The sequence below is a fragment of the Streptomyces sp. NPDC008313 genome (assembly GCF_042956125.1).
Taxonomy (GTDB): Bacteria; Actinomycetota; Actinomycetes; order Streptomycetales; family Streptomycetaceae; genus Streptomyces.
In genome coordinates this window covers 13,686-35,163 of record NZ_JBIBFR010000012.1, presented here as the reverse complement: position 1 = coordinate 35,163, position 21,478 = coordinate 13,686, and the positions used below count along the sequence as shown (strand labels likewise).

14 protein-coding genes are annotated in these 21,478 nt (G+C 74.0%); 4 read left to right on the top strand and 10 right to left on the bottom strand.

The genetic code is table 11. The annotated features are described in order from the left end of the window. Positions 1–125 precede the first annotated feature (125 nt). The 3 genes from ACFY93_RS17635 to ACFY93_RS17625 form a co-directional block, all read right to left on the bottom strand. Positions 126–659 carry a universal stress protein gene (locus tag ACFY93_RS17635; RefSeq protein WP_391359447.1) on the bottom strand — a complete coding sequence of 178 codons (534 nt, stop codon included), beginning with the start codon at positions 657–659 and terminating at the stop codon, positions 126–128. A 5-nt stretch (positions 660–664) separates the two neighbouring features. Further along, a complete protein-coding gene (locus ACFY93_RS17630; RefSeq protein WP_391359912.1) occupies positions 665–1,921 on the bottom strand; it encodes an SLC13 family permease in 1,257 nt (418 codons plus the stop codon). Between the two features lie 62 nt (positions 1,922–1,983). Continuing rightward, positions 1,984–4,377, bottom strand: a complete 2,394-nt coding sequence (locus ACFY93_RS17625; RefSeq protein ID WP_391359444.1) for a SpoIIE family protein phosphatase — start codon at positions 4,375–4,377, stop codon at positions 1,984–1,986. Between the two features lie 541 nt (positions 4,378–4,918). On the opposite strand from ACFY93_RS17625, the gene ACFY93_RS17620 reads away from it, so the two are divergent. Beyond that, the gene (locus tag ACFY93_RS17620; RefSeq protein WP_391359441.1) at positions 4,919–6,628 is read left to right on the top strand and encodes a ricin-type beta-trefoil lectin domain protein; all 1,710 of its coding nucleotides are present in this window, start codon (positions 4,919–4,921) and stop codon (positions 6,626–6,628) included. A 167-nt stretch (positions 6,629–6,795) separates the two neighbouring features. On the opposite strand, the gene ACFY93_RS17615 is transcribed toward ACFY93_RS17620, so the two are convergent. Next, complete coding sequence (locus ACFY93_RS17615) at positions 6,796–7,974, bottom strand: alpha-hydroxy-acid oxidizing protein (RefSeq protein ID WP_391359438.1); 1,179 nt, start codon at positions 7,972–7,974, stop codon at positions 6,796–6,798. A gap of 431 nt (positions 7,975–8,405) precedes the next feature. On the opposite strand from ACFY93_RS17615, the gene ACFY93_RS17610 reads away from it, so the two are divergent. Then, a complete protein-coding gene (locus ACFY93_RS17610; protein WP_391359435.1) occupies positions 8,406–8,840 on the top strand; it encodes a protease inhibitor in 435 nt (144 codons plus the stop codon). A 279-nt stretch (positions 8,841–9,119) separates the two neighbouring features. Here ACFY93_RS17610 and ACFY93_RS17605 read toward each other — a convergent pair whose 3' ends face one another. From ACFY93_RS17605 to ACFY93_RS17585, 5 genes are all read right to left on the bottom strand, one after another. Beyond that, positions 9,120–10,124, bottom strand: coding sequence for a Ppx/GppA family phosphatase (locus ACFY93_RS17605; protein WP_391359433.1), 1,005 nt, complete (start codon positions 10,122–10,124; stop codon positions 9,120–9,122). Positions 10,125–10,211: 87 nt separating this feature from the next. Then, on the bottom strand, positions 10,212–13,028 hold the full coding sequence (locus ACFY93_RS17600; RefSeq protein WP_391359430.1) for an NHLP bacteriocin export ABC transporter permease/ATPase subunit: 2,817 nt from the start codon (positions 13,026–13,028) through the stop codon (positions 10,212–10,214). Position 13,029: 1 nt separating this feature from the next. Further along, on the bottom strand, positions 13,030–15,147 hold the full coding sequence (locus tag ACFY93_RS17595; RefSeq protein ID WP_391359909.1) for an NHLP family bacteriocin export ABC transporter peptidase/permease/ATPase subunit: 2,118 nt from the start codon (positions 15,145–15,147) through the stop codon (positions 13,030–13,032). A gap of 146 nt (positions 15,148–15,293) precedes the next feature. Continuing rightward, complete coding sequence (locus tag ACFY93_RS17590) at positions 15,294–16,100, bottom strand: HlyD family efflux transporter periplasmic adaptor subunit (RefSeq protein ID WP_391359427.1); 807 nt, start codon at positions 16,098–16,100, stop codon at positions 15,294–15,296. Positions 16,101–16,190: 90 nt separating this feature from the next. After that, entirely contained in the window at positions 16,191–16,406 is a 216-nt protein-coding gene (locus tag ACFY93_RS17585; protein ID WP_391359424.1) for a type A2 lantipeptide, read from the bottom strand. A gap of 578 nt (positions 16,407–16,984) precedes the next feature. Here ACFY93_RS17585 and ACFY93_RS17580 point away from each other — a divergent pair. Then, on the top strand, positions 16,985–18,265 hold the full coding sequence (locus ACFY93_RS17580) for an alpha-lytic protease prodomain-containing protein (RefSeq protein WP_391359421.1): 1,281 nt from the start codon (positions 16,985–16,987) through the stop codon (positions 18,263–18,265). 112 nt (positions 18,266–18,377) lie between these two features. On the opposite strand, the gene ACFY93_RS17575 is transcribed toward ACFY93_RS17580, so the two are convergent. Further along, complete coding sequence (locus ACFY93_RS17575; RefSeq protein ID WP_391359418.1) at positions 18,378–20,534, bottom strand: SpoIIE family protein phosphatase; 2,157 nt, start codon at positions 20,532–20,534, stop codon at positions 18,378–18,380. A 286-nt stretch (positions 20,535–20,820) separates the two neighbouring features. On the opposite strand from ACFY93_RS17575, the gene ACFY93_RS17570 reads away from it, so the two are divergent. Beyond that, positions 20,821–21,429, top strand: coding sequence for a LuxR C-terminal-related transcriptional regulator (locus tag ACFY93_RS17570; RefSeq protein WP_391359415.1), 609 nt, complete (start codon positions 20,821–20,823; stop codon positions 21,427–21,429). Positions 21,430–21,478 lie beyond the last annotated feature (49 nt).

Below are 21,478 nucleotides of genomic sequence, written 5' to 3'. Positions count from 1 at the left end.
CGTCCGCCGACAGGCGGCGGCACCCGGGGACGAGGAGGAGCGCGGCACGGCGGGGGGCGGATGATCCCTTCGGGGTGGCGGGCCCGGTGTGAGCGCACGTACGCGTCCTGCGCGGGGGTCCGTGCTCAGCCGGGCGGCGGAGGCGGGTCGTGCGGCGGGTGCGGGGGACCGGGAGGACGCGGGGGCGGGGGAGGGAGGGTCTTGACGTCCGGGGCCGGTTCGGGCCAGACGAGCAGGACGGGGCAGGGGGCGTGGTCGACGACGAACCGTCCGGCGGGGCCCAGGCTGTGGGGGCCGAGGCGGGCACGGTCGCCGTCGCGGGCCAGCACCAGCAGATCGGCGCCGTCGGCGGCGGCGACGACCTCCCGCTCGGCGTGCCCGGTGCGCTCCAGCCGGGTGCAGGGGCCGGCCAGCCGCTCGGCGGCCGCGTCGAGCAGGAGCGCCGCCGAGGACGTGCCCAGCTCCTCCAGGCGGTCGCCTGGGTCGCGCTCGGGGTGTCCGCGGCCGAGCAGTCCGGCGAAGGCGCCGTGCGCCAGGCCCGGCACACCGGGCTCGCTGACGTGCAGCAGGACCACGTCGCTCGCCGGCGGCGCGTGGGTGCGTACGGCCTCCACACAGGCCGGCCAGGTCCCCTCGACGAGCCAGGCGATCACACGCATGGGCATCAGCCTCCGATGACGCGCAGCGCGAGCCAGAGTGCCAGGACGGCCGGGACCAGCGCCGCCGGGACGGCGATCACACCGAGCCGGGTGAACTCCCGGAGGTCCACGTCGTGCTCGTGCTGGTGCACGATACGCCGCCACAGCAGGGTGGCCAGGGAGCCCGCGTAGGTGAGGTTCGGCCCGATGTTCACGCCGAGCAGCACCGCGAGGACGGCACCGGACCCCGACGCGGCGGCCGGCGGCAGCAGTACCAGGACCGCGGGCAGGTTGTTGATCAGGTTCGCCAGCACGGCGGCGAGCGCGGCGATGCCGAGCAGCGCGGCCGGGCCGCTCCCGTCCGGCAGGATCCGGCCGAGGGCGCCGGCGAGTCCGTGGTCGACCACGGCCCGTACGACGATGCCGAGGGCCAGCACGAACGCGAGGAACGACGGCCCGGCGGCGCGCACCACCGTGAGCGGGGTGGCGCGCCCCCGGACCAGCGCCCGGGCCGCCAGGACCAGTGCCCCGGCCAGCGCCGACCACGCCGGGTCGAAGCCGGCCGCCGAGGAGACGACGAACCCGGCGAGCGTGCAGACGACCGTGACCAGCGCGAACACCGGCAGCTTCGGCGGCTCGCCGTCGGCGGGCGACGGGGCGGCCGCCGCCAGGTCGCGGGCGAAGAACCGGCGGAACACCAGGTACTCGGCGCCGATCGCCACCAGCCAGGGCAGCGCCATCAGCGCGGCGAAACGGGTGAAACTCAGGCCGCAGGCGCCGAAGGCGAGCAGATTGGTGAGATTGGAGACCGGCAGCAGCAGCGACGCCGTGTTCGAGAGGTGGGTGCACGCGTACACGTGCGGTTTGGGACGCGCTCCCATCCGGGCGGCGGTGGCGAAGACGACCGGAGTGAGCAGCACGATCGTCGCGTCCAGGCTGAGCACGGCCGTGATCGCGGAGGCGAGGGCGAAGACCGCGGCGAGCAGTCGCCCCGGGCTTCCGGCGGCCCGGCGGGCCGTCCAGGCCCCGCAGGCCTGGAAGAGCCCCTCGTCGTCGCAGAAGCGGGCGAGCACCAGGACCGCCGCGAGAAAGCCGATCACCGGGCCCAGCCGTCCGGCCTCCTCCCGCACGTGGTCCCAGGAGATGAGGCCGGTGCCGACGGCCAGGCCGGCGGCCGGTACGGCGACCACCGCCTCGGGCCAGCCGAACGGGCGGACGACCGCGCAGACCAGGACCGCGACGAGCAGGACGACGGAGAGCGCCTCGGAGATCGGGGTGTTCAGGGTGCGGCCCTCCGGGACACGGGTCGTGGTGCCCGCTCATCAAATCACCCGGGACCGGGCCGTCACTCCTCCAGCAGCGCCAGCTCGGCCCAGATCGTCTTGCCCTCGGGGGTGTGGCGGCTGCCCCAGCGCTGGGTGAGCTGGGCGACGAGGAGGAGCCCGCGGCCGCCCTCGTCGAAGGTCTTGGCGCGCCGCAGATGGGGTGCGGTGGAGCTGGTGTCGGAGACCTCGCAGATCAGGATGGTGTCGTCGTGGATGAGCCGCAGTCGGATGGGCTGTTCGCCGTACCGGATGGCGTTGGTGACCAGCTCGCTGACGACCAGTTCGGCGGTGAACGTCGCCTCGCTCATGTTCCAGGTGTCCAGCTGGTCGACGACCTGCTTGCGGATCGGGGCGACGAGCGAGGGGTCGGCGGGGATGTCCCAGGTCGCGACCTGGGAGGCCGGCAGCCCGCGGGTGCGGGCGACGAGCAGCGCCACGTCGTCCGGTACGCCCGCGGGGGGAAGCAGCGACCGCAGGATCTCCTGGCAGGTGCCCTCAAGGGACGGGGAGGGCTGGGCCAGGGCGCGGCACAGCAGCTCGTGGCCCGCCTCCGTGTCCCGGTCGCGGCCTTCGATCAGGCCGTCCGTGTAGAGGGCGAGGACCGTGCCCTCGCGCAGCTCCAGCTCGATCGACTCGAAGGGCAGTCCGCCCAGGCCCAGCGGTGGCCCGGCCGGGAGGTCGATCTGCCGCGCCGGGCCGCCGGGCGGGAGCATCACGGGCGGCGGATGCCCGGCCCGGGCGAGGGTGCAGCGGCGCGACACCGGGTCGTACACCGCGTACAGACAGGTCGCGCCGACCTCGCCGGTGGTGCCCTCGCCGCCGGACTCCGTGGACAGCCTCAGCACGAGGTCGTCCAGGTGGGTGAGCAGTTCGTCGGGCGGCAGGTCGATGTCGGCGAGGGTGCGCACGGCCGTCCGCAGCCGGCCCATGGTCGCGGAGGCCTGCACGCCGTGGCCGACGACGTCCCCGACGACCATGGCGACCCGCATCCCGGACAGCGGGATCACGTCGAACCAGTCGCCGCCCACCCCGGCGCGCGCCGCCGGGAGATAGCGCGAGGCGGCCTCCACCGCGGCCGTGCGCGGCAGCGACCGGGGCAGCAGGCTGCGCTGCAGGGCGAGGGCGGTCTCGCGCTCGCGGGAGAACCGGCGGGCGTTGTCGATGCACACCGCCGCGCGGGCCGTCACCTCGTTGGCCAGCAGGATGTCGTCGGGCGTGAACGGCTCGGTCCGCCGGTACCGGGTGAGGACGGCCACGCCGAGCGTGGTGCCTCGGGCCCTGATCGGCACGGACATCGTGGAGTGGAGGCGGAACTCCGGGATCAGCCGGGCGCGCGCCGGGTCCCAGCCGAGCCAGTCGCCGAGCGTGCTGGAGGGGTCGGGCACGACCGTCGTCCGGCCGGCCACCAGGGAGTCCGCCTGCGGTGAGGAGAGGGGGTAGACGTCCACCTCGCCGAGTTCCAGGACGGCCTCGGGGCAGCCGGGGGTGACCGACTGGTGGGCGACGCGGCGCAGGGTGACCGGGGCGGTCGGCCGCTCGGGGGAGGGTTCGCCCTCGGGCCCCAGGGCGTCCAGCAGATCGATGCTGGCGAAGTCGGCGAGCACGGGGACGCAGATGTCCGCCAGCTCCTGGGCGGTGCGGGCCACGTCGAGGGTGGTGCCGATCCGGACGCTCGCCTCGTTGACCAGCTGCAGCCGCTCGCGCGCCCGGTACTGCTCGGAGAAGTCGTGGGCCGCGACGCACAGTCCGCGTACCCGCCCCGAGGGATCGGTGAGCGGTGCGATCCGCAGCAGCCAGGCGTGCGCGTGATCCTCGCCCCCGGCCCGCTGGAACGTCTCCACGGCGCTCCCGCGTCCGGTGACGAGCGCGTCGCGCAGGTGCTGCTCGAACTGCTCGCTCTCCGGCCTGCCGCCGATCTCGCAGGCCAGCAGACCGCGGATGTGTTCCTCCGGGAGGCCGATCACCTCGGCCATCGCGTCGTTGAGCCCGTGCAGCCGCAGCCGCTCGTCGTAGACGGCCATGGCGCAGGGGGACTGCGCCAGCACGGCGGCCGTCAGCGGGTCGTCCGGCCCCCACCGCCCGGACGGCTCCCGGTCGCCTGTCAGCGGGGTGACGACGAGCCATTCCTCGCCGCCGCCCTCCGGCCGTCTGCGGTGGGCGAGCAGCCAGACGTTCAGGTGCCGGCCGTCGCGGTGGACCAGGGTGAGGGTGCCGCTCCAGCGGTCGCCGGGCGGCCCGCTCCGGCCGGGCGGGCCCGCGGAGACCAGCAGGTCCGCGGCCGGGCGGCCCTCGACCTCGTCCGCCGTGTAGCCGAGCAGCCGTCGGGCACCCTCGCTCCAGTGGACCAGGGTGCCGTTCTCGTCCACGACGGCCCTGGCCGTGGCGGCCTCGCCGACAGGGTGGACCGGGCTCATCGTCGCCACTCCATTGCGGACACTCACAGTGAACAAGCGAGTCGCTATCGCTCCAGAGTAGTGCGTGCCGGCCCGGCGCACCCGGAATACGGCCTTTCGTACGGCATGGGGCCGGTGAGCCGTGGTGGGTCCGGGTGGCCGGAGGGGCGGGGGTGCCGGCCCAGGGTGCCGCGGCGCGGGCGTGGCCCACCCGGGGCGTGCGGATTTCGAAAGCCGCGGCCGGCCCGCGAGTTGGCCCGCCGGCCTGCGGTTCTTATTGACGAACTTTCAGTGGTGCGGATGTTGCCCAAGTGCCTTGTTGGCCGTGAGCGTGTTGTGCAAGGGTGAACTCCCCGCGCGCCGGCAATGTCCGGCCCGAATCCCCGGTTCGGTATTCCGGACCCTTGACGAGATCGAAAGGCTCTCGGCCCGGCGGCCGGCGTGCGGCTTTCGTTCCCTGTCGTTTTCTGTCGCTCTGTCGAAAAGGTATGCCCCATCGGGAAGCCTTTTCGGCGCTCGATCTCCTGCGTGCCGCCCCGCACCGTGGAAGGAACCCCGCTCAGTGCCCACCCGCCACCCTCCTCGTCCCGCGTTTCCTCCCCACCCCGGGCTCGCCCCCGGGGAGCCCGACGAGAATCTCGCCGCCCTGCTGAAGGGCCGGCCGCGGGGCGAGACCGCCTACCCCGTCGCGCTGCTGATGGCGCGGCACTGGCAGCCGGTGTACGACTACTCCGCCATCTGCCTCGCCACTTCCGCGGAAACCGCCTCGATCGTCTGCGCCGCCGCTTTCCACACGGTGCTCGACGGCCTCGCGCGGACCGGGTCGGGGGCCGCGCTGCGCCCTCAACTCCTCGTGACCGTACGGGACATCGTCAAGGAGTGGTCCGCGGACCCCGGGATATCCGGCGCCCTGCCCGACGTGCGCAAACCCGCCGGGGGGCGGGGGATGCGGGTCGCCAAGACCCTGACGCCGGAAAATCGCAAGCTCGCCCGGCGCGCATTCAGGGCCCTTCCCGGGCTCGCCCAGTGCCTGTTGTGGCACACCGAGGTCGAGGCCGAACACATATCCGTACCAGCCGGTCTGTCGGGCATGGACGACCGTACGGCGTCGGCCACGCTGGACCAGTCGCGCGAACAATTCCGGGAGGGCATCGTACGAGCCCACCGCGAACTCGCGCCGACCAGTGAATGCCGTTTCAACAACCGCCTGCTCGACGTCCCGATTCGCCGGGGCGGCGCCCTGCTGCCCGATGTGCAGCAGCATCTGCTGGACTGCCCCTACTGCCGGGGTGCCGCCGAACAGCTCAGCCATTTCGAGGGCGGGCTCGGCCTTCTGCTCGCCGAGGCGGTCCTCGGCTGGGGCGCCCGGCGCTACCTCGACTCGCGGCCCGGCCGGGCGCACCGCCGCGGCACCGGCACGCGGGAGACGGCCCGCTCCGGCGCCAGGCCCCCGGGCGCCGGAGGCCGCCACCGGCTGCTCCACGGCGAGCCCGCCGCCAGGGGCGCCGCCGCCGTCCAGCGCAACGCCAGGACGCTGCTCACGGGAGCGGCGCTCTTCTCCGCCACCGTCCTCGTCACCGTCCTCGCCACCAGCCTCTGGTCGGACGACGGCGCCCCCGGCCCCGGCGCGTCCGCCGGCGCGAGCAGCCGTCACACCGTGTCCCCGGCCCCGGACGCGCCCACGGCCTCGGCACCCCCCGGCTCGGCCGGACTGCCCACCGCTCCCCGGCAGACCCGGCTGCGCAACGTGGCGGTCGGCCTCTGCCTCGACGTCCTGGGCGGCAGGGCGAAGACCGGCGCCGGGACCGCCCTCGCCGCCTGCTCCTCCACCTGGACACAGAAGTGGTCGTACGAGAAGGACGGACTGCTGCGCAGCGTCGCGAACCCGGAGCTGTGCCTGGACTCCCGCGCCGACGACGGTCTCGTCGTCCTGGACCGGTGCGCCGCCAAGGGCGAGGCCCACGGTGACGACGTGCGCTACGACCTCACCGTCCGGGGCGAGTTGCTGCCCCGCTGGCGCGACGGACTCGCCGTGGCCCCGGCCTCCGACGACCCGAAGGCGGAGGTCGTCGTCAAGATCCGCGACACCTCGGACGAACAGCGCTGGGCGACCGACTCCGCGTCGGCCGCGCCGGAGTCGCTGTCCGTCGCGGGAACGGCCCGCCCGCCGACACGGACCGGCACCCGGACGCCCTCCGCGGGCGACGGCCCGGCGCGGCCGGCGGCGGGCCCCGCGCATCCCGGGGGCGGCCACGGCGCGCAGCGGGCGTAGCGCGGGCGTCGGACGGCACACGGACGGGCGGCCGGCGGCCCGTGCTCCGGGGAGGGAGCCGCCCGGCCCACCCGGCCCCGCTCCGGCGGCGCCGCGCGGCCCCTATGAGGAAGGCGCCCGCGTGCTCGTGCGCCGCGCGAGGACGCCGGCGCCCCGCCGGACGGCCCTCACGCTCCCGTCGGTGGGAACTCCCGCAGGTCGGCGGGGCCGATCGTGCCGGGGCGCGCGTGGCCCGACAGGGCCAGGGTGAGGTCGAGTTCGGCCAGCAGACAGCGGACGACGTGCTCCACGCCGGCCTGCCCGTCGAGGCCGAGCCCGTACGCGTAGGGCCGTCCGACGAGCACCGCCCGCGCGCCGAGCGCGAGCGCCTTGAAGATGTCGTCGCCGGTACGGATCCCGCTGTCGAACAGGACGGTCAGCCGGTCCCCGACCGCCTCGGCCACCCCGGGCAGCGCGTCGGCGGCCGCGACGGACCCCGCCACCTGCCGCCCGCCGTGGTTGGAGACGACCACCCCGTCCATCCCCGCGTCGGCCGCCAGACGGGCGTCGTCCGGGTGCAGGATCCCCTTGAGGACGATCGGACCGTCCCAGTTCTCCCGCAGGAACGCCAGATCCGGCCAGGTCTTGCCGGGGTCCGCGAACATGCTCACGAAGTGCGTCACGGCCGCGTTCGGGTCCTCGTGCACCGGCTTGGCGAGACCGGCCCGGAAAGCGGGGTCCGTGAAGTAGTTGGCGGTGCCCACTCCGTGCAGGAACGGCAGGTACGCCTGGTCGAGGTCGCGCGGACGCCAGGCCAGCAGCGGTGTGTCGAGCGTGACCATCAGAGCGGTGAAACCGGCCGCCCTCGCCCGCTGCAGGAAACTGCGGGTGACCTCGCGGTCCTTGGCCCAGTACAGCTGGAACCAGCGCTCCGCGTCCCCCATCGCCTCCGCGACCTGCTCCATGGGGGTGCTGGACGCCGAGGACAGGACGAAGGGCACGCCCTGCGCCGCCGCGGCCCGCGCGGCGGCGCACTCGGCGTCCGGGTGCATGATCGACAGCACACCCACCGGGGCGAGCGCCAGCGGAGCCGGCAGCGCCCGGCCCAGCACCTCGACCGACAGGTCCCGCTCGCTCACGTCGCGCAGCATGCGTGGCACTATCCGGCGCCGTTCCAGCGCGGCGCGGTTCGCCAGGGCGGTGCTGCCGCTGCCCGCGCCGCCCGCCACATAGCCGACCGGTCCGGGCCCGAGCCGCCGCTCGGTGAGCTCCTCCAGGCGCGTCAGGTCCGTGGGCAGCCGGGGCACGGCCCCCGTCATGCCGTTGAGATAGATCTCGTACTGGAAGTCCGCCCAGTGCTTCGCCATCCGCGCATCCCGCCTCTCGTCCCTGGGACAGCCCTGTATCCCATGATCGTGACGGCCGTGACAAGGCCGGTCCGCGGTGCGTACGGGCCCGTAGCGGAATGTTTCCGGCCGATTGCCGAGCCGTGGGAACCGGCCAGGGCACGTCACCGGACGATCGGCAACCGCTCAGTTCAGGGGCTCGTTCGTTCGGATTCCGTTACTTCTAGCCACTGATTCAACACTCAAAGTTACCCTGAATCCGTCGGTGCGATGTGTGTTCCCGGACCGGACTCGGCAGACTCGCGCTCGCCGAACCGGGCAACCGGCCGGCGCGGCACGACCGGCGCGGTACGACCCGTACGGCACGACCGGAACGGTACGACCGAACCGCCACCCCTACCGGCACCGACCGGGCCGGCAGGGCTCCCGACCGAAGCGGAAGGATGCACACAATGCCGAACACCGCGCGCTGGGCAGCGGCCCTCACTCTGACGGCCACCGCCGTCTGCGGCCCCCTCTCCACCACCGCCCTCGCCTCCCCGGGCCACGCCCCGGCCTCGCTCTACGCCCCGTCGGCCCTGGTGCTCACCACGGGCCACGGCCAGAACGCGGCCGCCGTCGCCCCGGAACGCGCGGTCACGCTGAACTGCGCCCCGACCGCCTCGGGCACCCACCCCGCCGCCCGCCAGGCCTGCGCCGAACTGCGGGCCACCGGCGGGGACTTCGACGCCCTGGCCGACAGAGGCGACGTCATGTGTACGAGGCAGTACGACCCCGTGGTCGTCACGGTCGACGGCGTCTGGCAGGGCAAGCGCGTCTCCTACGAACGCACCTTCGCCAACGAGTGCGTGAAGAACTCCCACGGGATGACCGTCTTCACGTTCTAGAGACCGGGACCATGCCGTCCCCGCGAAAATGGACCGAGGGCTTGTTGCTGGGGAGTGCGAGCCTCGTCGCGGGAACGCGCACGGTTCCGTACCGGGGCCGGCCGGGCGGAGTGGGGCCGCCCGGCCGGATCCCGGAACCGGTACGCCGGGGCCGTGGGCCGCAGACGCGGCCCACGGCCCCGGCGGCCGTCGTGCGCGCGGTAACGACGGGTACTCCCTGCCTGGACGGCGAACGCGGCCGGGACCGGGCGCACCGCACGGGGCCTGGCGCGCGCCTGTTCAGGAGGAGGCGCAGACCTCCCGCGGCACCGACGCCGGGAGCGTGGTCCGGTCGCTCTGCCGGGCGATCTCCGCCCACCAGGACGAGCCGTCCTCGATGTGCCGCAGCAGCACGCCCTCGCGGATCGCCCAGGGGCAGATCGTGACGGACCTCAGTCCGGTCAGTTTCATCACCGTGTGCCCGACGACCGCCCCGGCCAGGCTCTGCGCGGCCCGCGGTGCGGAGATGCCCGGGAGCGCCGCGCGCCGGGCCGCAGGCAGTTCGGCCAGCCGGTCCAGCGAGCGGCGCAGGTCCGCGCGGTGCAACTCCCGTACGGCGAAAGGCCCGTGGCGGCCCGGCGCGGCACCGCTCAGCCGCGCCAGCTGCTGGAACGTGCGGGAGGTCGCCACGGCGGTGCGCGGCCCCTCCCAGCGGACCCGCGCGGCCACGTCCCGCAGCTGATGGCGGACCGCGCGGCGCATCGCCCTCACGCTCTCGGCCGGGGGCGGGTCCTGCCCGTCGAAGAACTCGTGGGTCAGCCGCCCCGCACCGAGCGGCAGCGACGCCACGAAGTCCGGCAGCCGGCCCCGCCCGAAGGCCACCTCCAGGGAACCGCCGCCGATGTCGAGCAGGGCGAGCGGACCCGAGCGCCAGCCCATCCAGCGGCGCGCGCCGAGGAACGTCAGCTCGGCCTCCACCTCGCCCGGCAGGGTGCACAGCCGCACCCCGGTCTCCGTCCGCACGGCGCGCAGCACCTCCCGCCGGTTGGGGGCGTTGCGCACCACGGCGGTCGCGAAGGCCAGCGGGCTCTCCGAGCCCCACCGCTCGGCGGTGCGGCCGGCCGAGCGGACCGCCCGGACCAGCTGCCGTACGCACTCCTCGGGGATCGGGCCGCCCGGCTCGACCTGTTCGGACAGCCGCAGCCGCCACTTGGCGGTGTGCACCGGCAGCGGCACCCCGCCCTCCGCGTCGGCCACCATGAGCCGTACGGTGTTCGATCCCACATCCAGCACGCTGACCCGCATGGCTCACCCCTACCCACCCGGCCGTCCCGCACGCGCGTTCGCGCGACAGGGATCAGGGGGTGTCCGACACCCCCTGGAAGGCGTCGCTCACCGCATCTGACGCCGCACCAGCTCGTGCAGCCGGCCGCCGGTGTCCGCGAGGAGCTCGGCGGGCGGCCCCTGCTGGGCGACGCGGCCGTCCTCCATGACGATCACCCGGTCCGCGTCCATCACCGTGGACAGCCGGTGCGCGATCACCACCCGGGTGGCGTTGAGCGCCCGGGTGCTCTCGATGACCGTGCGCTGCGTCGCGTTGTCCAGCGCGCTGGTCGCCTCGTCGAAGAAGAGGATGCGCGGACGGCGGATCAGCGCCTGCGCGATCATCAGCCGCTGCCGCTGGCCGCCGGAGATCGCCCCGCTGCCCTGGACGATGGTGTGCAGCCCCATCGGCATCCGCCTGATGTCCTCGGCGAGGCCCGCCATCTCCGCCGCCGCCATCGCCTCCTCGGGCGTGTAGGGCTCGGTGCCGCAGATGCAGTCCAGGATCGACCCGGTGAACGGCTGGGCGTGCTGGAGCACCACCCCGCACTGCCGGCGCACCGCCGACTGGTCCAGGGCCGCGAGGTCCTGGCCGTCGTACAGGACGCTCCCCGAGAGCGGCCGGTCGAAGCCGATGAGCAGCCGCAGCAGCGTGGACTTGCCGCAGCCGCTGGGGCCGACGACGGCCACGAACTCGCCCGGCCGGACGTCGAACGAGACGTCGTCGAGGACCAGCGGGCCGTCGTCGGAGTACCGGAACGACAGCCGCCGCGCCTCGACGCCCCCGGACAGGACCCCGGGCGCGGTACTCGCCGCGCGGACTTCGGGTGTGGCGTCGAGGACCGGCCTGATCTCCTCGAACATCGGCAGCGCGGCCGCCGCCGAGACGAACGCGCCGGTCAGCTGGGTGACCGAGGTCAGCAGCATCGTCAGGGACGTACTGAACGTCAGGAACGCGCCGGCCGACAGCGACCCGCGCGCCGGGCCCGCGAGCAGCATGAACATCAGCAGGGTGCACAGCGGCAGGTACACCGAGCCGAGCACCGTCGTGACGTTCTTGATCCGGCCGACCTTCTGCTGCAGCTCACGGCTGCGCGCGAACTCGCCCGCCCAGGCGGCGTACGCGTAGTTCTCCGCGGCGGCGACCCGCAGCTTGGGCAGCCCGCGCAGCGTCTGGAACGCCCTGTTGTTCAGCTTGTTGCCGAGCACGACGAGGCGGCGCTGCCAGCGCACCTGCCACAGACCGAGCGCCAGGAACACGGCGGCCACGACGACCAGCATGGCGATCGCGGTCAGCGCCAGCGGGACGCTGTACCACAGCAGCAGCCCCAGGTTCATCGCGCCGACCGTCGCGGACTGCGCGACCGTCGGGCCGATGCCCGCCAGCAGCCGCCGGATCGCGCTGACGCCCATGGCGGCACTGGCGAGTTCACCGGTCGAACGCTGCGTGAAGAACGTCGTCGGCAGCCGCAGCAGCCGGTCCCACACGGCGGGCTGGAGCGTCGCCTCGACCCGGCCCTCCATCCGCAGCAGCGTCAGGTTCTGCAGCAGCATGAAGGACGCCGAGACGACACTGGTGACGACGAGCGCCAGACAGACCTGGGCGATGAGACCGCGCTCGGCCCGCGGCACGTACTCGCCGAGCACCTTGCCGGTGGCCAGCGGCACCAGGGCGCCGATCGCCACGGTCACCAGCCCGCTGACCGCCAGAGCGCGCAGATCGCCGCCGGTGCCGCGCATACAGAACCGCAGCAGGCCCAGGGCGCTGGGCCGGCGTTCCGGCAGCGGGCGGTAGAACATCACCGCGCGCGGCTCGAACTCCTCGGCGTTCGCCTTCTCGACGGGCGTCTCCCGGCCCGAGGACGGCTGCACCGCCACATATCCGCCGCGCCGCCACAGCAGCGCCACCGGCGCCCCCGACAGTGCCCGGTGACCGACCAGCGGGCCGACGTCGTCACGCCACCAGCGCCCCTGAAGACGTACCGCGCGGGTGCGGACCCGGGAGGCGATCGCGATCCGTTCGACCGGGTCGAGGCGGTCGCTCCCGGCGCCGCCGCGTTCCGGCCCGGCGAGCGCGATGCCGGCGGCGCGGGCCACCAGCTCGCAGGCCGCGTACGTGGCGTCGGCGTCGGCCGCCGTGGTGCGCCGGGCCGACGGCTTGCCGATGGAGGCGAGCAGTGTCCGGTCGGCCCGCGCGCGCACCGCCTCACCGGCGGCGATGCCCGCGGCCGTCCGGTGCTCGTGCCCGGTCTCCACCTGCTCGATCCAGCGGTCGAGCGTGGTCAGCAGCCGGTACTGCTGGTCGACCATGCCCTGCCAGACCGCCGGGTCCATCAGGAGGTCGGCCGCGGCCTCCGCGCCGTACAGCGAGCCGTAGCGCACACTGCCGGGCGGCACCTGCATCCAGAAGACGTCGTCGTCGGCCGGCGCGGCCGCCGGTTCCGTGGCCGTCGGCGCCTGGAAGAGAATGGACAGACTGCGGCCGGCGCCGAGCGCCAGGGCGTACTCGAGCGGGCTCGTCGTCGGCGGCACGTACTGCGGGTTGCCGTACGCGTCGTAGGACCAGGTCTCCGTGCCCGGCTGCTGGTACAGCTCGCGCAGCACGATCCGGCGCACCGCGCAGTCCCGCAGCGGCCTGCCGACGAGCGTGTGCTGCGGTCCGGCGACCGGGCCGAGCAGCAGTGACCCCGCCTCCAGCCGGCCCAGATGGTGCCAGTGGCTCTGCTGGGCGGCGTCGACCGCGAACAGGTCCATGGCGCCCGCCGCGACCAGCCACAGCACCTGAGGGCCCTCCAGGTCGAGGCGGCCCGGCCCCGAGCAGTCGACCGGCGTGCCCATGGTCCCGAGCGCGCCCAGGACCAGGTCGCCGTCGTGCGCCGTCGTCATCTCACCGCTCCTCGACCAGCTCGGCGTACGGGCCGCCGGCCGCCATCAGGGCGTCGTGACGCCCGCGTTCCACGATCGTGCCGTGCCGCAGCACCACGATCTCGTCGCTGTCGCGCACGGTGCTCAGCCGGTGCGCGATCACCACGCAGGCGCAGCCGCGCCGGCGCAGGTTGTCGATGACGAGCTGCTCGGTCTCGGCGTCCAGCGCGCTCGTCACCTCGTCCAGCACCAGGATGCTCGGCTTGCGCACCAGGGCCCGCGCGATCTCCAGCCGCTGGCGCTGCCCGCCGGAGAAGTTGCGCCCGTCCTGCTCGACCCGGCTGTGGATGCCGCCCGGGCGGCGCGCCACCACGTCGTACAGCGCCGCGTCCCGCAGCGCCGCGACGACCGCCTCGTCCTCGATGGACGGGTCCCACAGCGCCACGTTGTCCCGGACCGTGCCCTCGAAGAGGAAGACGTCCTGGTCGACGAAGGACACCGAGGCGGCGAGCGCGCCCCGCGGGATGTCCTCCAGCCGCTGCCCGTCGATACGGATCGTGCCCTCCCACGGCGTGTACAGACCCGAGATCAGCCGGGACACCGTCGACTTGCCGCTGCCGGAACCGCCGACCAGCGCCACCTGCCGTCCCGGCCCCACGCTCAGCGAGAAACCGCTGAGCAGCGGCTCGTCGAGCGGGCTGTAGCCGAACGTGATGTTCTCCAGCTCGACATGGCCGTGCAGCCTGCGCGTGGAGTCCCCCGAACCGGTTCGCGCGTACAGCGGGTCCGCCTCGAAGTTCTCCACGTCCTTCAGCCGCGCCACGTCGGCGGCGAAGTCCTGGATGCGGCCCGCGACGCCGTTGAGCCGGGTGAGCGGCGTCGTGAACCGGGTCACCAGCGCCTGGAAGGCGACCAGCAGGCCGACGGAGATGTGTCCCTCCACGGCGCGCATCCCGCCGATCCACAGGATCAGCGCGCTGTTGAGCATGGCCAGCGTCGGCGCGGCCACGCCCAGCCAGGCGCTCGGCACGCCGAGGCGCTGCTGCTCCTCCAGCGTGGTGGCGTGCTGCCCGGCCCATTTGCGGAAGTAGCCGTCCTCGCCGCCGGTCGCCTTCATCGTCTCGATCAGCTGCAGACCGGTGTACGCGGTGGTGGTGAGGCGGGCGCTGTCCGCGCGCAGCTTCGCCGTCCGGGTGGCGCGCAGCCGGATCACGACGCGCATGGCCACCACGTTGAGCAGGGCCACTCCCACTCCGACGGCGGTCAGTTGCGGGTCGTAGGTGTACAGCAGTACGGCGTACAGCACCACCACGACCGCGTCGACGCCGGCCGCCGCGAGGTCGCGGGAGAGCGTCTCGGCCACCGCGTCGTTGGACTGCAGCCGCTGCACCAGGTCGGCGGGGCTGCGCTGGGAGAAGAACGTGACCGGCAGCCGCAGCAGATGCCGCAGGAACCGGGCGCTGCCGAGCGTCGAGGAGACGATCCGGCCGCGCAGCAGATTCGCCTGCTGTAGCCAGGTCAGCACCACGGTCAGCAGCACCGAGGCGGCCATCGACGCGAACAGCACGCCGAGCAGCGAGGTCCGGCCCCCGATCAGGAACATGTCGATGTAGGCGCGGCTCAGCGCGGGCAGCGCCGCGCCGACCACCACCAGCAGCAGACTGGCGAGCACCGCCGCCGGCATCGTGCCCGACGTGCCGCGCAGCCGGGCCGGCATGGCGCCGAGCACTCCGGGCCTGCGTCCGCCCCGGCGGAAGCCGTCGCCCGGTTCCATCACCAGGACGACACCGGTGAAGCTGCTGTCGAAGTCCTCCATGGGCACGAACCGGCGGCCCTTGCCGGGGTCGTTGACGTACACGCCCCGGCGGCCGAAGCGCCGGCCCGTCCCGTCGTAGACGACGTAGTGGTTGAACTCCCAGAACAGGATGGCGGGCGCTTTCACCTCGGCCAGCGCCGCCGTGTCCATCTGCATGCCCTTGGCGGTCAGCCCGTAACTCCGGGCCGCCTTCAGCAGGTTGCTCGCGCGTGATCCGTCCCGCGAGACCCCGCACGCGATGCGCAGTTCCTCCAGCGGCACGTGACGCCGGTAGTGGCCGAGCACCATGGCGAGCGAGGCCGCCCCGCACTCCACGGCCTCCATCTGCAGGACGGTGGGCGTGCGGACGGTGCGGCGCCTGCCCGTGCGGGCGTCGCGCGGCGGCGCGGCGCGGCGCCGGCCGCGCACCGGCGGCGGGGGTGTCGCGGTGCCGCGGCGCGCGGCGGTGGCCGTGGTGCCCCGGGGCGCGCTCACGGCAGCAGCCAGTCGACGGGGCGCTGGTCGGCCAGGTGGACGGAGCCCGTCGCGAGGGTCATGGACGTGAGAGCGAACGGCGGCCCGTCCGCCGAGGACCAGGCGTACCCGGAGGCGCTGCCCGGCTTCCGGTCGAGACGGACGAGTACGGCCACCGGCCTGCCCTTCTCGGTGAACTGTTCGCCGAGTTGGCTGTCGCCGAGGAAGGCGGTGATCTGTTGCCGGGTCCTGGCGGTGCGGTCGACCGACGCCACATGTCCGCGCAGCACCCCGTACCGCTGGGCGGGTGCCGACTGGACGGTGAGGTCCACGGCCGCGTGCGCGGGGATGGCGGAGGCGTTCTCGGCGGGCACGTACACGGTCGCGTACAACGGGTCCTTGGCGTGCGCGACCTTCTCCACGGCGGCGATGTCCGCACCGGTCGTGACGATCGCGCCGATGTCGGCGCCGAGCGTGGTGACGCGGCCCGCGGCGACGGTCCGCACGACCGTCTCGCCCCCGGTGGTACGGACCTTGAGGACGGGCGCGTCGGCGGGGAGCCGTTCGCCCTCCTTCACGAGGACCGCGGTGACCTGACCGGCGACCGGGCTCTGCAGGACGTAACTGCCCTGCGCGTGCGTGAGGACGGCCGGCGCGCTCACGGTCGACCGCACGCTGCCCGTCACGGCCCAGACGGACGCGGCCGCCATGACGAGGACGGTCACGGACAGGACGAGCCAGCCCTGGGGGCGGGCGAAACGCACCGGAAGGTCGAGTTCTTCCGGCGACTGCAGCTTGGCGAGGGCCTGTTGGCGGAACTGCACGGGACTTCCCTCACCTGTTCGAGAGGTTCATGGCAGCCGTGAGTCCCGGAACCGGGGAGCGGTTCCGGGACCCGGAGGCACACGGTGCGGTCAGAGACCGGCGACCAGGCCGGTGACCGGAGCGGTGTTCAGGCCGGTCACACCCTCCACGGTGCCGACGGCGGTGCCGACGACGCCGGAGACCGGGGCGACCGAGTCGACGAGACCGGTGACGGTGCCGACGGCGTTCAGGGACAGACCGCCGGAGACGTTGTCGAGGTCGGCGTCCGAGATCTCGGCGGTCTCGACACGGGGGGTGGAGTTCATGGGGGAACTTCCCTTCGTAAGAATAATTGACAAGGGGGGAGCGGCGCCCTCCGGTGACGGATGACGGCCGCGGACCGCGGGCGCCAGGCGCCCGTCGCCGGGAACCGGAGCGGCCCCCGCGGTGCAACGGATCAAAGCACGCCGCCGCGTCCGGCCTCCACTCAATCGGGGCTCCGACCAGGGGTTTCGTGCTCCCTGACGACCCATCCGTGCAGGCGCGCGCACCGCTTGGGGCCGACTTCTTCACAGTCTGCGCGGCATCGGTGCGCGAGGACGGGTTGTCATGCCGGGGAGGGACGCGGCGGCCGGCCCCGAGGACACGGCGAGGCCACGGCGCTGTGCAGATCCGTGGGGCCGGGTGACGCGATTGCGCTTTCACTGTGCAGATTCCCTGAAGCCGGGATTCCGCTCCCGGCGGGAGACCGCGTGTCACCGCCTCGTCGCCCGGGGTGACGAAGCGCCGGGGCTTCGGCGGCCGTTGAACGCACCGGGTGAGGAGTCCGTATCAACAGCCGTCCAGGCGCCCCGAGTTCAGCTGCCGAACGGTGGCAGGGACCCCGCCCCCAGGAGGTCGACAGGTGAGTCACAAACGGATACCCAAGAGGAAGGCCGCGCTGGCGGCGGGAAGCGTGGTGGCGCTCGGTGCGGCGGCACTCCTGCTGCCCCACGCCAACGCGTCCCAGACGGACGGGGACACGCCCGCCCCCAGGACGCTCGGGGCGGCCGACGCCCCGGCCCTCGCCTCGCGGCTCTCCACCAGGCTCGGGGACGCCTTCGCCGGCTCGTACTACGACGCGGGCAGGCGGCAGGTCGTCGTCAACGTGGTCGGTGCCGACAGTGACGCGGTGAACGAGGTCAGGAAGGCCGGCGCCGTCCCCCACGAGGTGCGCAACAGCACCGCGGCGCTGAAGTCCGCCGCCACGACGCTCAGGTCCGACGCGAGCGTCCCGGGAACCGCCTGGTCCGTCGACCCGAAGACCAACGAGATCCGGGTCACCGCCGACAGCACGGTCACCGGAGCGCGGTGGAACAAGGTGAAGTCGGCCGTCGACACGCTCGGCCGGGACGTCGCGACGGTACGCAGGTCCGCCGGCACCTTCCGGACGTTCGTCGAGGGCGGCGACGCCATCTTCGGGGGCGGCGCCCGCTGCTCCCTCGGCTTCAACGTCACGGCGGGCGACGGCTCCCCGGCGTTCCTGACGGCGGGTCATTGCGGCGTCGCGGCCGCCGAATGGTCGGACGCCCAGAACGGCGCTCCGATCGCCACCGTCGACCAGGCGACCTTCCCCGGAAACGGCGACTTCGCCCTGGTGAAGTACGACGATCCGAACACGCAGGCGAGCAGCACGGTGAACACCGGCAACGGCCAGAGCGTCGAGATCACCGGGGCCGCGGACGCCGCGGTGGGCCAGCAGGTCCTGCGCATGGGCAGCACCACGGGCCTCCACGACGGCACGGTCACCGGCCTCGACGCCACCGTCAACTACCCGGAGGGCACGGTCACCGGTCTCATCCAGACCGACGTCTGCGCCGAGCCCGGCGACAGCGGTGGCTCCCTGTTCACCCAGGACGGCAGCGCGATCGGCCTCACCTCGGGCGGAAGCGGTGACTGCACCAACGGCGGTGAGACCTTCTTCCAGCCGGTCACGACCGCGCTCCAGGCGGTCGGCGCGACCCTCGGGACCGGCGACGCGGGCGCCGGTGGCGACCAGGCGGGCGGAGACCAGGGCGCCGGTGACGAGGCGGGCGCCGGTGGCGACCAGTCGGGTGACGGCGCGGGCGATCAGTCCGGTGACGGGTCGCAGCAGGCCGGTGACGGCGCCGCCGACGGCTCCGGACCGGTGACCGGGGGCCACTGACCCGCCAGCGGCGCCGGATCCCGGCCCGCGGCGGGAGCGAGCAGAGGTCCGGCCCTCCGGCGGGAGGACCGGACCTCGTCGCGCACGGCGCCGGGCGCGCGGACCCGCGCGGTCACACCTCCCGTGTCCGCAGCAGCAGCAGCGCGACGTCGTCCGCCCGCCCCCGCGCCTCCCGGTGGTGCCGCACCAGGCTGTCGGCCAGCGCGTCCAGGGGCATCTCGCCGTCGCGCGCGAGCCGTTCCCCGAGCGCCGCCAGGGACTCCTCGATGTCGACGCCCGGGGACTCGATCAGCCCGTCCGTGTAGAGGGCGAGCAGCGACCCGGGAGCGAGCGGGATCTCCGTCGTCGGGTACACCGAGGCGGCGTCGACCCCCAGCAGCGGTCCGCCGGCCAGGTCGAGCACCCGCACCTTTCCGTCCGGACGCCGCAGCAGGGGCGGCGGATGTCCCGCGCGGGCCAGCACGGCCCGCCCGCGCTCCGGGTCGAGGCTCAGATACACGCAACTGGCGAACAGTTCGCTGCCCAGGTCGATCAGCAGCCGGTTGGTGCTCCGCACGACCTCCCCCGGCTCCTGGCCCACGGCCGTGTAGGCGCGTACGGCGGTACGGATCTGACCCATCAGGCCCGCCGCCGTCACGTTGTGCCCCTGGACGTCGCCGATCACGGCCACCGCGCGGCCGTGATCGGGGACGACGTCGTAGAAGTCCCCGCCGATGTCCATGCCCTGAGTCGCCGGCAGATAGCGTGCGGCGGACTCGATGCCGGGCAGCGACGGCAGGGAGTGCGGCAGCAGCGCGGCCTGCAGACCGTGCGCCAGCCGGTGCTTCGCGTCGTACAGCGTGGCCCGCTCCAGCGCCTGGGCGATCAGCCCGCACAGGCTGGTCAGTACGGCACGCTCGTCCGCCGGGAAGGGATGCGGCTCCGTGTACGTGAGGACGCACACCCCCACCGGGCGGCCCGAGGCGACCAGCGGCAGGAAGGCCCAGGCGGCCATCCCGTCCGGTGCGGCGTCCAGGGAGGGATAAGCACTGCGCCGCTGTTCCGCCGACTCGAAGAACGCGGGGACGCCGCTGTTGAGCACCTGCGTACCCGGCGTCTGCGAGCTGAGCGGCGTCCCGTCGAATCGCTCCACGAACCGGGCGTCCGCGTACCCGCGGTGGCCGAGCACGTGCAGCCGGCCGCCCTGCGCGCGGCAGACGACCAGGGCCTGGCTGCCGACGGCGGGCGCGATCTCGTCCGCGACGAGCTGCACCACGTCCTGCACCCCCACCGCCTCGGTGAGCGCGCTGGCCAGGCTCAGCACGTGGGAGATGGTCACCAGACCGCGTGACTCCTCGGCGCGGCGGGGCTCGGAGCGGCTCATCTCGGCGACCGCCCGCGCCCGGGAGATACGGACGCTCAGCCCGCTGGTACTGGGGTAGAGCCGGAACGACAGCCAGGTGCCGGGCGGCCGCAGCGCCACGAACGAGGTGACGTGCTGGCTGAGCAGCGCGGCCCGGTAGCGGTCCTCGTAGACCGGGTCGTTGAGCCACGGCACGGACACCCACAGGCGGCTGCCCATCAGCGTCTGAACCGGGACGCCGAGCAGCTCGGCCGTCGCGGCGTTGGCGAAGCCGACCCGGCCGTGCAGGTCGAGCGAGCACAGCCCGTACGGCAGCCGGGCCACCATCCGGGAGGCCTCCAGCGACCCCAGGGCGGCGGCGTCGGTCGCCCCGGCCGCCGGGGCGAGCAGATCCGGCTCCGGGTGAGCGGGGTACCCCTCCGCCCGGGACCGTTCGAGGCGCAGCGCGAGCCGGTCGCAGGCGGAGGTGAGATGGTCGCGCTCCCAGTCGGACAGCTCCGGCGGGTGCGAGCCCGGCCAGGTCACGAAGACCGCGCCGTACGCGGTGTCCGGCGTCGCCACCGGAAGCGCGGCCAGCGCGAACGGGTAGGGGAGGACCACGGCGATCCGGGGATAGCGGCGGGCCATCTGCTGCTCCCCGCTGGCCCAGATCAGCCGCCTGTCCCGCACCGCCTCGGCGACCGGGATCGGGGCGTTGAGCCCCACCCGCTCCCACGGCGCGGCGAACGCCCGAGGCAGCCCGGCCATGACCGCCATCTCCAGCACGTTGGAGCCGGGCGCCAGCAGGTACACGGCTCCCGAGTGCGCGTGGACGTCGTCCATCATCGCGGCCAGTGCGAGCGAGAGCGCCGGACGGCCGATCGGTCCCGGGGCGGAGGACGGGGCCTGCTCGGGCACGGGCACCTGCCCCTCGGTCACGCCCACCACCTCCTCGCACCGCCGCGCGACGGCCCCCGGGCCAAGGCTCTCCCGTCACGCCCGTTCCCGCACGGCGAGCGGCGGGGCGCCGGCACGGGGCCGCGGGCGCCGTACCCCCTCGGACCGGTCTCATGCACCGCATTCGAAGCGCCGAACGGCACACGGACGCCCCTGCCGCGCGCCCCCCACGCACCTGGATGGCCGGTTCTTCGCGCCTGCGGACGGTGAGGGGCGTCAACAATGGGCACGCGCTGAAGACGGAGGAACCGTCGACGGAACGCTGAAGGGGCGGGACGTGATCCGAGTACTGCTGGTGCACGACTTATGTCTGGTGCGGTCGGTCCTGGCGGAGTGGCTGCGCCGGGAGACGGACATGCGGGTGGACGACACCGCGTGGACCGGGGCCTGCGGGCGGCTGCCCGCGGTGCGGCCCGACGTCTGTGCCGTGGACCTGGAGTGCGCCGACGCGCACGGGTCCCCGCCGCTCGCCGAGCTGTGCGGCCGGCGCGCCGGGCTCCCGGTACCGCGCCTCCTCGTGCTGGCCAGCGCCCGCAGACCCGGGCTGCTGAAGCGGGCGGCCGAGGCCGGGGCGCTCGGATACGTCGACAAGGAGGGCTCGCCGCAGCGGCTGGTGACCGGGATACGCCACGTCGCCGAAGGGAAACGTTTCGTCGACGACTCGCTGGGCTTCGGCTTCCTGAAGGCCGCCCAGATGCCGCTGACCGACCGTGAGCTGAGCGTGCTCTCCCTCGCCGCCGCGGGGGCCTCCGTCGCGGAGATCGCCCGGAGCCTGCACCTGTCCCACGGGACGGTACGCAACTACATGGCCGCGATCACCCGGAAGACCGGGGCGCGCAACCGCATCGACGCCATCCGCATCTCGCAGGGCGAGGGATGGCTCTGACGGTTCCGGCCGCCCCGGCGGCGGCCGAGTGAGCGGGAGCCGAAGCGGG

What these genes read in the sequence shown, in the direction of transcription:
- ACFY93_RS17635 (WP_391359447.1), bottom strand. Translation starts at nt 659, where the DNA reads ATGCGTGTGATCGCCTGGCTCGTCGAGGGGACCTGGCCGGCCTGTGTG.
- ACFY93_RS17625 (WP_391359444.1), bottom strand. Translation starts at nt 4,377, where the DNA reads ATGAGCCCGGTCCACCCTGTCGGCGAGGCCGCCACGGCCAGGGCCGTC.
- ACFY93_RS17615 (WP_391359438.1), bottom strand. Translation starts at nt 7,974, where the DNA reads ATGGCGAAGCACTGGGCGGACTTCCAGTACGAGATCTATCTCAACGGC.
- ACFY93_RS17610 (WP_391359435.1), top strand. Translation starts at nt 8,406, where the DNA reads ATGCCGAACACCGCGCGCTGGGCAGCGGCCCTCACTCTGACGGCCACC.
- ACFY93_RS17605 (WP_391359433.1), bottom strand. Translation starts at nt 10,124, where the DNA reads ATGCGGGTCAGCGTGCTGGATGTGGGATCGAACACCGTACGGCTCATG.
- ACFY93_RS17600 (WP_391359430.1), bottom strand. Translation starts at nt 13,028, where the DNA reads ATGACGACGGCGCACGACGGCGACCTGGTCCTGGGCGCGCTCGGGACC.
- ACFY93_RS17595 (WP_391359909.1), bottom strand. Translation starts at nt 15,147, where the DNA reads ATGGAGGCCGTGGAGTGCGGGGCGGCCTCGCTCGCCATGGTGCTCGGC.
- ACFY93_RS17585 (WP_391359424.1), bottom strand. Translation starts at nt 16,406, where the DNA reads ATGAACTCCACCCCCCGTGTCGAGACCGCCGAGATCTCGGACGCCGAC.